This is a genomic window from Xanthomonas sp. 60 (assembly GCF_011761925.1).
On the sequence record NZ_JAASQW010000006.1, the window covers coordinates 124,287 to 137,418 of the forward strand.

Annotated in this window: 9 protein-coding genes; 6 read left to right on the top strand and 3 right to left on the bottom strand. The window is 67.5% G+C overall.

What is annotated here, in order from left to right; genetic code table 11:
• Positions 1–357: 357 nt before the first annotated feature.
• Positions 358–1,269, bottom strand: a complete 912-nt coding sequence (locus FHY09_RS13110) for an AEC family transporter (protein WP_166927331.1) — start codon at positions 1,267–1,269, stop codon at positions 358–360.
• A 48-nt stretch (positions 1,270–1,317) separates the two neighbouring features.
• Positions 1,318–1,953 carry a tetratricopeptide repeat protein gene (locus FHY09_RS13115; RefSeq protein ID WP_166927332.1) on the bottom strand — a complete coding sequence of 212 codons (636 nt, stop codon included), beginning with the start codon at positions 1,951–1,953 and terminating at the stop codon, positions 1,318–1,320.
• Between the two features lie 163 nt (positions 1,954–2,116).
• On the opposite strand from FHY09_RS13115, the gene FHY09_RS13120 reads away from it, so the two are divergent.
• Entirely contained in the window at positions 2,117–5,806 is a 3,690-nt protein-coding gene (locus FHY09_RS13120) for an indolepyruvate ferredoxin oxidoreductase family protein (protein WP_166927333.1), read from the top strand.
• A gap of 217 nt (positions 5,807–6,023) precedes the next feature.
• Here the strand turns inward: FHY09_RS13120 and FHY09_RS13125 are convergent, their stop codons facing one another.
• Positions 6,024–6,641, bottom strand: coding sequence for a DUF938 domain-containing protein (locus tag FHY09_RS13125; protein WP_166927334.1), 618 nt, complete (start codon positions 6,639–6,641; stop codon positions 6,024–6,026).
• A gap of 127 nt (positions 6,642–6,768) precedes the next feature.
• Here FHY09_RS13125 and FHY09_RS13130 point away from each other — a divergent pair, with 127 nt between their 5' ends.
• From FHY09_RS13130 to FHY09_RS13150, 5 genes are read left to right on the top strand one after another with little or no spacing between them, the layout of a single operon-like run.
• On the top strand, positions 6,769–8,400 hold the full coding sequence (locus tag FHY09_RS13130) for a TldD/PmbA family protein (RefSeq protein ID WP_166927335.1): 1,632 nt from the start codon (positions 6,769–6,771) through the stop codon (positions 8,398–8,400).
• A gap of 33 nt (positions 8,401–8,433) precedes the next feature.
• Entirely contained in the window at positions 8,434–10,068 is a 1,635-nt protein-coding gene (locus tag FHY09_RS13135; protein WP_166927336.1) for a TldD/PmbA family protein, read from the top strand.
• 21 nt (positions 10,069–10,089) lie between these two features.
• Positions 10,090–11,424, top strand: a complete 1,335-nt coding sequence (locus tag FHY09_RS13140) for a TldD/PmbA family protein (RefSeq protein ID WP_166927337.1) — start codon at positions 10,090–10,092, stop codon at positions 11,422–11,424.
• Positions 11,424–12,131 carry a DUF4159 domain-containing protein gene (locus tag FHY09_RS13145; protein WP_166927338.1) on the top strand — a complete coding sequence of 236 codons (708 nt, stop codon included), beginning with the start codon at positions 11,424–11,426 and terminating at the stop codon, positions 12,129–12,131. The genes FHY09_RS13140 and FHY09_RS13145 overlap by 1 nt, the downstream gene beginning before the upstream one ends.
• A gap of 16 nt (positions 12,132–12,147) precedes the next feature.
• Positions 12,148–13,131: an AAA family ATPase gene (locus FHY09_RS13150; RefSeq protein WP_166927339.1), complete on the top strand. Its 984-nt coding sequence runs from the start codon at positions 12,148–12,150 to the stop codon at positions 13,129–13,131.
• Position 13,132 lies beyond the last annotated feature (1 nt).

Here is a 13,132-nt window from a genome sequence, read left to right on the forward strand (position 1 = left end):
CTGCGGGCCTTGTTTCGCGCCGTCCCTGGCGCTCAAAACCCCCGCCCCACCCCACCGCCCGACCTCCGACAGTGCCCGTGCCGCCCACCACGTGAAAAAGAGTGGAAAAAGCAAAAGCAAAGCAGGAGCGCCGCAGTCTGTCCTGGGTGGGGCGGGTCGGATTGCCGGGGGCGTGGCGCGCCATGGAGGGCGCGCCGCGAGGCACGCAGGACGCGGCTTTTGCCGTCCCCCGGCAATCCGACCCGCCCCGCCAGCGCACAGACCCGCTGTTGCTGTTGCTGTTGCTGTTGCTGTTGCTGTTGCTGTTGCTGTTGCTTTGCCGTCGCCTCTGCGGGTGCAGGGCCGCAGGCCCTGCCGTCACACCCTCCCCAACAGCCAGGCCCACGCGGGCAGCGTTGCCAGCGACAGCACGATCCCATACCCCACCAGCGCCGCAGCCAGCCTCGGCGCCAGCCGGTGCGCGATCGCCAGCGCCGCTGCCGTGATCATCGTCGGCATCGCCGACTCAAGCACATTCACCTGCAGCATCACCCCGTCCAGCCCGAGCAGCCAGGACAGCGGCAGCGCCAGTGCCGGCATCACCAGCAGCTTCAGCACCAGCCCCACGCCGAGCGGAACGCGCTCCTCGGGCGCCAGGCGCAGCTGGATCGACAGACCCACCGCCAGCATCACCAGGGGCAGCATCGCATCGGCCAGCTGCTGCAGCGCCCTGCCGATCCATGCCGGCGGCTGCGCAGGCATCAGCAGCAACGCGAACAACAGCGCCCACAGCGGCGGGAAGCAGGCGATGCGCAGCAGCACCTGCACCGCGCCCGGCCTGCTGTCACCGCTGTAGCGTGCGATCACCACAAGGCCAAACGTGGATAGCAGCAGGAAGGTCCCGAACTGGTCGTAGACCACCGCATAGGGCAACGCCGCATCGCCCAGCAAGGCGCGCACCATCGGGTAACCGATGAAGCTGGAGTTCGCCAGCGCCACCCCGATCAGCAGGACCGCATGGACATCGCGCGCGAAGCCGAACACCCGCCGCGCCAGCCCCACCAGCGCCCAGGTCGCGAGCATCAGCAGCCACGGCGTGGCCATCAATCCGGCCAGGCTGGCATCGAGCTGCAGGCGCGGTACGTAGGTCAGCACGGCGGCGGGCAGGCACACATACAGCACCACACTGTTGAGCACCTGCGCGCTGTCGGCCGGCAGCAGCCGCAGACGTGCGAACAGCATGCCCAGCCCCAGCATCGCCAGGATCAGCGCGAACGCATCAACGGCCATGGCGACGTCCGCTGCCGCGGTACCCGATGGCCGGGCACCGCCGGTCCCTCACGGCCAGGCAGGCGGCTGGCTGGCCCAGGCCTGCTGGACCTCGGCCAGCAGCGCGCGCTCGTCCTCGCGCCAGGTGGGCAGCAGCCGCGCGAACTGCGCACTGTCGCTCCACTGGCCCGGCTCGGTGCGCACGGCGGCGGCGTACCACTTCACCGCCTGCTCGCGCTGTCCCTGTTTCCACAGCGCCAGTGCGAAGGTTGGCGGCACCCAGGTCGCGTCGCCGCGCAGTGACGAGGCGCTGGCCACCCACTGCTCCAGCGCGGCATCCACCTGTCCCTGGCGGTAGAGGTCCCACGCATAGTTCCAGCGCACGCTGCGGCCCGCCGGCGTGGTGACCGGTGCGGCCTGCAGTGCCTCGGCGTAGAGGGTCTGGCCAAGTTCGGGCCGCCCCTGCGCGATCGCCACCCCGGCCAGCTGCACGGTGGCCTCCAGCGCCTTGCGTCCGCGTTCGCGCTGGCGCGCGAGCTGGTTCACCAGGTCCTCGCCCTTCGCCTCCACCACCACCATCGGTGCGGCGGCCGGATCGACATCGAAATAGAACTCCTGCGGTGCCGGAAGGGCCGGTGCGGCCCACGCGGCAGCCGCCCCTGCGGCCAGCACGAGGCCGACCAGGAACTGTCCTGCAGATTTCATCGTTTTTCCCCAAGGCTGTAACAACAACCTCCCACGCCCGATCCTAACCGCACTGCGGCCACGGATGCGAGTGCCGGGGCGTGGCCGACGCCGCTGCTACAATCCGCCCCCTTCGTACCGCGCGCGTCGCGGCCGACGCCAGCCGATCCCGAACAGGCCAGCCATGACCTCTACCGCGCAGCTCACCTCTCCTGCCTCCGCCGATCTGCTGGACCGCGACTACACGCTGGACCACCGCTACACCCGGACATCGGGGCGCATCTACCTGAGCGGTGTGCAGGCGCTGGTGCGGCTGCCGCTGATGCAGCGGCTGCGCGACGCGGCCGAAGGCCTGGACACCGGTGGCTTCATCAGTGGCTACCGCGGCAGCCCGCTCGGCGGGTTCGACCTGGAGCTGTGGCGCGCGCGCCAGCACCTGGAGGCGGCCAAGGTGAAGTTCGTCCCGGGCCTCAACGAGGATCTCGGCGCGACCATGGTGTGGGGCACGCAGCAGACCAACCTGTTCCCCGGCGCGAACGTGCAGGGCGTGTTCGGCATGTGGTACGGCAAGGGCCCGGGCGTGGACCGCTGCGGCGACGTGTTCAAGCACGCCAATGCCGCCGGCACCTCGCGCCATGGTGGCGTGCTGGCGCTGGCCGCTGATGACCATGCGTGTCGCAGTTCCACGCTGCCCCACGGCAGCGAGGACGAGTTCGTCAGCGCGATGATGCCGGTGCTCAATCCGGCCGGCGTGCAGGACATCCTCGACATGGGACTGCTGGGCTGGGCGATGAGCCGGTACACCGGCCGCTGGGTGGGCTTCAAGACCATCGCCGAAACCGTGGAGTCTTCGGCCTCGGTGGAGGTGGACCCGTTCGCGCGCCGCATCGTGCTGCCGGAGGATTTCGAGCTGCCCGCGGGCGGTCTCAACATCCGCTGGCCGGATCCGCCGCTGGACCAGGAGATGCGCCTGCACCGCTACGCGGTCGGCGCCGCGCAGGCCTTCGCGCGCGCCAACGGCATCGACCGCGTGGTGATGGATTCGCCGCGCGCCCGGCTGGGGATCGTCACCACCGGCAAGAGCTACCTGGACGTGCTGCAGGCGCTGGAATACCTCGGGCTGGATGAAGCCGCCTGCGCGGACATCGGCATCCGCGTGTACAAGGTCGGCATGAGCTGGCCACTGGAACCGGAAGGCATCGCGCGTTTCGCGCAGGGGCTGGAAGACATCATCGTGGTGGAGGAGAAGCGCGCCTTCATCGAGCGGCAGATGAAAGAGCAGTTCTTCAACTGGCCGGCCGGCTGGGGTTCGCGACCGTCCATCGTCGGCAAGTATGATGAAAGCGGCGAGTGGATCCTGCCGTCCACCGGCGAGCTGACCCCGGCCACCATCGCCGGGGTGATCGGTCGCCGCATCCAGAAGTTCTTCAACAACGATTCGATCGAACAGCGCCTGCGGTGGATGCAGGAAAAGGAAGCCGAGCTGGCCCTGCCGCGCGCTGCGTTCCCGCGCGTGCCGCACTACTGCTCCGGCTGTCCGCACAACACCTCCACCACCGTGCCGGAGGGTTCGCGTGCCCTGGGGGGAATCGGTTGCCATTACATGGTGACCTGGATGGACCGCAGCACCGAGACCTTCACCCACATGGGCGGCGAAGGCGTGACGTGGGCTGGCCAGGCGGCCTTCACCGACACCCCGCACGTGTTCCAGAACCTCGGTGACGGCACCTATTTCCACAGTGGCTCGCTGGCGATCCGGCAGTCGGTGGCGGCCAAGGTCAACATCACCTACAAGATCCTCTACAACGATGTGGTGGCCATGACCGGCGGCCAGCCGGTGGATGGGCCGCTGAGCGTGCCGGACATCGCGCGGCAGATGCGTGCCGAAGGCATCCACACCATCGTGGTGGTCTCGGACAACATCGCGCAGTGGACGCGCCAGCGCGAGCACTTCCCCAGCGATGTGGCCTTCCACGACCGCAGCGAACTGGATGCGGTACAGAAGCAGCTGCGCGAGGTGAAGGGCGTGTCCATCCTCATCTACGAGCAGACCTGTGCCACGGAAAAGCGCCGCCGTCGCAAGCGCGGCAAGCTGGCGGATCCGGCCAAGCGCGTGGTGATCAACTCGCTGGTGTGCGAAGGCTGCGGCGACTGCGGCAAAAAGAGTTTCTGCGTGTCGGTGCTGCCGAAGGAGACCGAATTCGGGCGCAAGCGTGATATCGACCAGTCCAACTGCAACAAGGACTATTCGTGCACCACCGGTTTCTGTCCGAGCTTCGTCACCGTCCACGGGGGTACGCCGCGCAAGGGCCGCAGGCGCGAGGGCGCATCGCTGCTGGAGAACCTGCCGGACCCGCCGGCACGCACCACGCTGGCGCAGCCCTGGAACATCCTGATCACCGGTGTCGGCGGTACCGGCGTGGTGACCATCGGCGCGCTGCTGGGCATGGCCGGGCACCTGGAAGGCAAGGGGGCTTCGGTGCTGGACCAGACCGGCCTGGCACAGAAGGGCGGCGCGGTCACCACGCATATCCGCATCGCGCGGACCCCGGCGGACATCCATGCCGTGCGCATCGCCGCCGGTGAGGCCGACCTCGTGCTGGGCTGCGACATGGTGGTGGTCAACGATTACTGGGCGCTTTCCAAGGTGCGGGCCGGCCGTTCGCAGGTGGTGCTCAACACCTATGAGGCGATGCCCGGCAGCTTCACCACGCGCCCGGACCTTACGTTCCCCGCGGCAGAGATCATCGCCGGCGTCCGCCTGGCGCTGGGCGGCGACGAGCCACTGCTGCTGGATGCCACGCAGCTGGCCACCGCCCTGCTGGGCGATGCCATCGCTTCGAACCTCTTCATCCTGGGCTTTGCGTGGCAGCAGGGCCTGGTGCCGCTCTCGTTCGACGCCTTGATGCGGGCCATCGAACTCAATGGCGCGGCCGTGGCGATGAACCAGCAGGCGTTCGCGTGGGGCCGCCTGGCGGCCGTGGACCCGCACGCGGTACAGCAGGCCGCCGGACTGGTGCACAACCGCCACACCGACAGCGAGACCACGGCCGGACCGCTGCACGCCCTCCCGCCGGGCGAGTGGGAAGGCAATGAGTGGGGTGCCACGGCGGCACCGCGCAATACCGGCAACGAGCGCGAACTGCGCGGGTTGCCGGGCCACGGCGAGGGCGATGTCGCCTTCCTGCCGCTGGACGACGCGCGCCTGTCGCGCTCGCTGGATGAGATGATCGCCCGGCGCGTGGCCTTCCTCGTGGATTACCAGGATGCGGCGTACGCCGAGCGTTACCGTGCGTTGGTCGAGCGCGTGCGGACCGCCGAAGCGGACAGGATCGGCGGTTCCACCGCATTGACCGAGACCGTGGCGCGTTACCTGTTCAAGCTGATGGCCTACAAGGACGAGTACGAAGTTGCACGGCTGTACACCAGTGGCGACTTCCAGCGCCGCCTGCAGCAGCAGTTCGAGGGTGATTTCCACCTGCGTTTCCACCTGGCGCCGCCGTTGTTTGCGAAGAAGGATGCGCACGGCCGGCTGATCAAGAAGGAATACGGGCCGTGGATGCTGAAGGCCTTCGGTGTGCTGGCGCGATTGAAATTCCTGCGTGGCGGCCGCCTGGATGTCTTTGGTCGTACCGGGGAGCGGCGCATGGAGCGCACGCTGATCACCGAGTACTGCGCCACGGTGGACCTGCTGCTGCAGGGCCTGCAGGACGACCGGCTGGCGCTGGCGGTGGAAATCGCCAGCATCCCCGAACACATCCGCGGCTACGGCCACATCAAGGAAGCGCACGTCGAACAGGCCAAGGCCCGCGAAGCGGCCTTGCTGGCACAGTGGCGCAACCCGAAGGCACTGCACATCGTGCAGGTGGCCTGACGTCCATCGCTGTCAGTGGGACGAAACGGCCTGTGCCTGCGGCATCGCCGAGGGCGCGGCGCCTTGGATCGCGGCGCTGCCGGCCCAGGTCGGGCCCCCGATCGACAAGGCCAGCAGCCGCCTGCCAAGTGCCTGCCCGAGCGCTGTCTCGCAGCCGATCTTCGAAGGTCTGCATGCTGCAGCCACGCGCTTGGCCGGCATGCGCGCCGACGCCTGATCACCCCAGCCGCCACACCAGCAACCGGTTGTTGGCCGGCATCGGCAGATCGTCCAGCAACTGGAAACCGGACTGCGCGGCCAGTGCCTGCACCGCCTCCACCTCACGGATGCCGCTGCGCGGATCGCGCGCCTTCAACCACGCATCGAACTGCGCGTTGCTTTCGCTGGTGAAGGCCCCACCATAATTGAAGGGCCCGTACACCGCCAGCAGGGCGCCGGCGTCCAGCAGTGGCGGCAGGCCGGCGAACAGGGCCTGCACGTGCGCCCAGCCCATGATGTGCAGCGTGTTGGCACTGAACACCGCATCAAACGGCGCGTGGCCCGGTGGCACCTCCAGCGGCACGCGTGGCGGCAGCTCGGCCTGCAGCGCCAAGGCCGGCGCAAGGTTGGCCAGTGCGGCCTCCTGCCGCCACGCCTCGATGCCCGCCAGGTGATCCGGATGATCGCTCGGCTGCCACTGCAGCCGGGGCCAGCGCTGCGCGAAGAACACCGCGTGCTGGCCGGTGCCGCTGCCGATCTCCAGCACCTTGCGGCGGTCGGCCATCCACGGGTCCAGCGCGATGGCGATCGGTTCGCGGTTGCGTTCACAGGCGATGGAGAAGGGTCGTGCGGTCATGGAGGGCAGTGGAAACAGGCGCGGACTCCATTGTGCCTGCGCGGTGACCATGACTGCAGTCACTTGTGCATGTCGGCCGGGGTGGCGAAAGTCGGGTGTCAACTCGATGCACGTGGGGGTGGTTGCAGTGCGACGTCGTGATTTCCTGGCCTTCACCGGCGCTGGCCTGGCCGGTCTGATGCTGCCGAACACACGGCTCATCGCCGCCGAACAGCTGCTCGCGCCGGGTGACCCGGCACAGGCCAAACGGCTGGCCGACGCCGCCCTGCAGGCCGCGCGTGCCGGCGGTGCCACTTACTGCGACGTGCGCATCGGACGCTATCTCAACCAGGGCATCATCACCCGCGAACGCACCGTCGAGAACGTGACCAACAGCGAGTCGGCCGGCGTCGGCGTCCGGGTGATCGTGGACGGCGCCTGGGGCTTTGCGGCCACCCACCAGCGCACCCCGGAGCAGGTGGTCGCGGCCGTCTCGCAGGCGCTGGCGATCGCCCGCGCCAACGCGCGCGTGCAGACCCGCCGCGTGCAGCTGGCGCCGACGCCGGGCGTGGGAGAGGTCAGCTGGCGCACACCGGTCAGGACGAATGCGATGGCGGTACCGGTGCAGGACAAGGTGGCCCTGCTGCTGGACATCAACGCAGCCGCGCTGGAGGCCGGGGCGGATTACTTCAATTCCACGCTGTTCCTGGTCAACGAACAGAAGTACTTCGCCTCCAGCGATGGTTCGTGGATCGACCAGGACATCCACCGGATCTGGCTGCCGTTCACCGCAACCGCCGTGGACAAGGCCAGTGGCAAGTTCCGCACCCGCAACAGCCTCGCCGCGCCGATGGGCCTGGGTTACGAGTTCCTGGACGGCGAGCCCGGCGGCCGCTTCGAGCTCCCCGGCGGCGTGGTGGGGTACGGCCAGTCCTACGATGCGCGCGAAGATGCCCGCGCCGCTGCGCGCCAGGCCCGCGAAAAGCTCTCCGCGCCGTCGGTGAAGGCCGGCAAGTACGACATCGTGCTCGACCCGTCCAACCTGTTCCTGACCATCCACGAAAATGTCGGCCACCCGCTGGAGCTGGACCGCGTGCTGGGCTATGAGGCCAACTACGCCGGCACCAGCTTCGCCACCCTGGACAAGCGCGATGCGGGTTTCCGCTGGGGCAGCGGGATCGTCAATTTCTTCGCCGACAAGACCCAGCCGGGCAGTCTCGGGGCCGTCGGCTATGACGATGAAGGCGTGCGCACGCAGCGCTGGGACCTCGTCCGCGACGGCATCCTGGTCGATTACCAGGCCACCCGCGATGAGGCCCATATCCTCGGCCGCGAGGCCTCGCACGGCTGCAGCTACGCCGATTCCTGGTCCAGCGTGCAGTTCCAGCGCATGGCCAACGTTTCGCTGGCGCCTGGCAAAACGCCGCTGAGTGTTGCCGACATGGTCAAGGATGTGGAGAACGGCCTGTACTTCCATGGCCGCGGTTCGTATTCCATCGACCAGCAGCGCTACAACGCGCAGTTCGGTGCCCAGCTCTGCTACCAGATCAAGGACGGACGCATCACCGGCATGGTCGAGGATGCGGCGTACCAGATCCGCACGCCGGAGTTCTGGAATGCCTGCGCGGCGATCTGCGATGAACGTGACTTCCGCCTCGGCGGATCCTTCTTCGACGGCAAGGGCCAGCCTTCGCAGGTGTCTGCGGTATCGCACGGCTCGTCCACCACCCGCTTCAACGGCGTCAGCATCATCAACACCGCGCGCAGCCTCGGCGCATGAGTCCTGTCCAACATCCACACGTGGAGAGCAGCCTTGCAAAGACGTGACTTCCTTGCCCTGTCCGGGCTTACCGCGGGCGGCCTGCTGGTGCCCTCCTTCTTCGGCAGGGCGATCGCCGCCGAGCAGCTGCAGAGCGTGCTGGATCCTGCGCTGAAGAAGCGCCTGGCCGATGTCGCCCTGCAGGCCGCGCGCAGTGCCGGTGCCACCTACTGCGATGTGCGCATCGGCCGTTACCTGCGGCAGTTCGTGATCACCCGCGAAGACAAGGTGCAGAACGTGGTCAACACCGAGTCCACCGGTGTGGGCATCCGCGTGCTGGTCAACGGCGCCTGGGGCTTTGCGGCGACCAACCAGCTCGGACCGGCTGATGTGGCCAAGGCGGCGCAGCAGGCGGCCGTGATCGCGCGCGCCAATGCCGGCATCCAGACTGCGCCGGTGCAGCTGGCGGCCACGCCCGGCGTGGGCGAGGTCAGCTGGCGCACGCCGGTGCGCCGCAACGCGATGGAGGTGCCGCTGAAGGACAAGGTGGACCTGCTGCTGGACGTCAACGCCGCGGCGATCAACGCCGGTGCCAGCTTCGTCAATTCGATGATGTTCCTGGTCAACGAGCAGAAATATTTCGCCTCCACCGACGGCTCCTACATCGACCAGGACGTGCACCGCATCTGGGTGCCGATGACCGTCACCGCGATCGACAAGGACACCGGCAAGTTCCGTACCCGCGAGGGCCTGTCCGCCCCGATGGGCATGGGCTACGAGTACCTCGATGGCAGCGCGGCAGGCAAGGTGGTGACGCCCAACGGCGTGGTGAACTATTCCACCGCCTACGACATGAAGGAAGATGCGATTGCCGCGGCCAGGCAGGCGCGCGAGAAGCTCAAGGCGCCTTCGGTCAAGCCGGGCAAGTACGATCTGGTACTCGATCCCTCGCACACCTGGCTCACCATCCACGAGGCCATCGGCCATCCGCTGGAACTGGACCGCGTGCTCGGCTACGAAGCCAACTATGCCGGCACCAGCTTCGCCACGCTGGAAAAGCGCGAGCAGCGCTTCCAGTACGGCAGCGGACTGGTGAACGTGTTCGCCGACAAGACCCAGGAAGGCAGCCTGGGCGCCGTCGCCTACGACGACGAGGGCGTCAAGACCAAGCGGTGGGACCTGATCAGCGAAGGCAGGCTGGTGGACTACCAGACCATCCGCGACCAGGCGCATATCCTCGGCAAGACCGCCTCCGATGGCTGCTGCTATGCCGATTCCTGGTCCAGCGTGCAGTTCCAGCGCATGGCCAATGTCTCCATGGCTCCGGGCAAGACGCCGCTGAGCGTGGCCGACATGATCAAGGACGTGGAGAACGGCATCTACATCATCGGCGACGGCTCGTTCTCGATCGACCAGCAGCGCTACAACGCGCAGTTCGGTGGCCAGTTGTTCTACGAGATCAAGAACGGCCAGATCACCCGCATGCTGGAGGACGTGGCGTACCAGATCCGTACGCCGGAGTTCTGGAACGCGTGCAGCGCCATCGCCGATGAACGCGATTACCGCCTCGGTGGTTCGTTCTTCGATGGCAAGGGCCAGCCGGGGCAGGTCTCGGCGGTCTCGCACGGTTCGTCCACCGCCCGTTTCAATGGCATCAACGTCATCAACACCGCACGCAGCCTCGGCTGACCGGTCTGGAGCCCGATACCCATGAGCATCTTCACCGAACAGCAGGCCAAGGCCATCCTCGACAAGGTCATCGCCCTGTCAAAGGCCGACGAGTGCACCGCCACCCTGGCCGGCTCCATCGACGGCAACATCCGTTTCGCGCTCAACAACATCTCCACCAGCGGCGTGGTCAGCGATGCCTCGCTGGCCGTGCAGGTGGCCTTCGGCAAGCGCGTCGGCACGGCCTCCATCAATGAGTTCGACGACGCCGCCCTGGAACGCGTGGTGCGTCGTGCCGAAGACCTGGCGCGCCTGGCGCCGGAGAACCCGGAGTTCATCCCGGCCATCGGCAAGCAGGCGTACCGCCCCACGCCGACCTTCAGCGAATCCACCGGCGCCATCGATCCGGCATTCCGTGCCAAGGTGGCCGCCGATTCGATCCTGCCGTGCCGCCAGGCCGGGGTGATCGCGGCCGGGTTCCTGGAGGATGGCCACGGCTTCGTCGCCACGGCCAACAGCAACGGCAACTTCGGTTACCAGCGCACCAGCAACTTCAACTACACCTGCACCGTGCGCACCGAAGATGGCCGCGGTTCGGGCTGGGTGGGCCGCAACCTGAAGGATGCGGCGGACTTCAAGGCCGACCAGGACATCCGCATCGCCATGCGCAAGGCCACCGAATCGGCCGAGGCCAAGGCCCTGGAGCCGGGCAAGTACACGGTGATCCTGGAGCCGGCCGCAGCCGCCGGGTTGATCAGCTTCATGATGCGCTTCTTCGATGCGCGCTCGGCCGATGAAGGCCGCAGCTTCCTGTCCAAGAAAGGCGGCGGCAACAAGCTCGGCGAGCAGGTCTACGATCCGCGCGTGAACCTGTACGCCGATCCCTGGCATCCGGAAGCACCGGTACTGCCGTGGGACGACGAAGGCATGCCGCGCAGCAAGGTCGCACTGATCGAGAACGGCAAGGTCGCCGACCTCAATTATTCGCGGTTCTGGGCGCAGAAGCAGGGCAAGACGGCCAACGCGCGGCCGGGCAACCTGCTGATGAGCGGCGGCGACAAGAGCACCGCCGATCTGGTGCGCGGCACGCAGCGCGGCATCCTGGTCACCCGTACCTGGTACATCCGCATGGTGGATCCGCAGACCGTGCTGCTGACCGGCCTGACCCGCGATGGCACCTTCTACATCGAGAACGGCCAGATCAAACACCCGGTAAAGAACTTCCGCTTCAACGAATCGCCGGTGATCATGCTCAACAACATCGATGAGCTGGGCAAGCCGGTGCGCGTGGCCGGTGACGAGTCGAGCTTTGTGATGATGATCCCGCCGATGCGCCTGCGCGATTTCACCTTCACCTCGCTGTCCGACGCCGTCTGATGGATCGCCGGGCCTGCCTGCGCTGGCTGGCGGCGGCCGCTTCGGCGGCGGCCTGGCCAGCGTGGTCGCAGGCAGGCCCGCGCAGTTCCCGCTACGACTTCTGGTTCACCCGCCTGCAGTACGACTCCGGTGACTGGGACGTGGATGCGCGCATGCCATCGAACCTGATCACCTCGCTGATCGACTACACCGCCCTGCGCGTGGACCCGAAGGAACGCGTGGTCGCGCTGGCCGATCCGCGCATGCTGGAGGCGCCCTTCTGCTACCTCGCCGGGCACACGCTGGTGGAGTTCAATGCGGCCGAGCGCCAGAACTTCGTGCGTTACGTGCGCAACGGCGGCTTCGTGTTCGTGGATGACTGCAACCATGACATCGACGGCCTGTTCGCCACCTCGTTCGAAGCACAGATGCGCCGCCTGTTCGGGGCCGATGCCCTGAGGAAGCTGCCCAACAGCCATGCGCTGTACCGCAGTTTCTTCCGCTTCCCCGACGGCCCGCCCGCGACCAGCTTCGAGCTCAACGGCTGGGGCGACGACCTGGTGCACGATTACCTCAAGGGCATCGAGGTCGATGGCCGCCTGGGCGTGCTCTACAGCAACAAGGATTATGGCTGCGAGTGGGACTACGACTGGCGCAACAAGCGTTTCCTGGCCGAAGACAACACGCGCTTCGGCGTCAACATCGTGATGTACGCGTTGAACAACTGAAAGGACCTGCACCGGCATGACCGCCTCCGACCTGGACACCCTGTTGCCGCGCCTGGACGATCTGCGCCGTGCCCTTGCACACGCCGTGGTCGGCCAGGACACGGTCGTGGAACAGCTTCTCATCGGCCTGCTGGCCGGCGGGCATTGCCTGCTCGAAGGGGCGCCCGGGCTGGGCAAGACCCTGCTGGTTCGCTCGCTGGGGCAGGCACTGGAACTGCAGTTCCGGCGCGTGCAGTTCACCCCGGACCTGATGCCCAGCGACATCCTCGGCACCGAACTGCTGGAAGAAGACCACGGTACCGGCCATCGCCATTTCCGCTTCCAGAAAGGGCCGGTGTTCACCAACCTGCTGCTGGCCGACGAGCTCAACCGCACACCGCCCAAGACCCAGGCCGCGCTGCTGGAAGCGATGCAGGAACGCACGGTCAGCTACGCCGGCACGACCTACACGTTGCCGGCACCGTTCTTCGTGCTGGCCACGCAGAATCCGATCGAACAGGCCGGTACCTACCCCTTGCCCGAAGCGCAGCTGGATCGCTTCCTGCTGCACGTGCTGGTCGATTACCCCAACGAGGAAGAAGAGCGGCAGATCCTGGAACAGACCACCGGTAGGGCCACTGGAAGCGTGCCCAAGGTGATGGATGCCGACGCGGTGATCGCGCTGCAGGCCGCAGTGCGCCAGGTGCACATGGGCCCGGACGTGCTTGCCTGGATCACCCGTCTGGTCCGCGCCAGCCGTCCCGGCGAGGGCGCACCGGCGGCGATCAACCAATGGGTCAGATGGGGTGCCGGGCCGCGCGCCGGGCAGTCGCTGGTGCTGGCCTCGAAGGCGCGCGCGCTGCTGCAGGGCCGCTTCGCCGCCACGCGCGAGGACGTGCAGGCCCTGGCGGCGCCGGTGATGCGTCACCGCCTGCTGCTGTCTTTCGCCGCCGAAGCCGAGCAGAAGCGCGCCGACGACGTGGTCGCTGCGCTGCTGCAGGCCGTGCCGTTCCCGGGCTGAT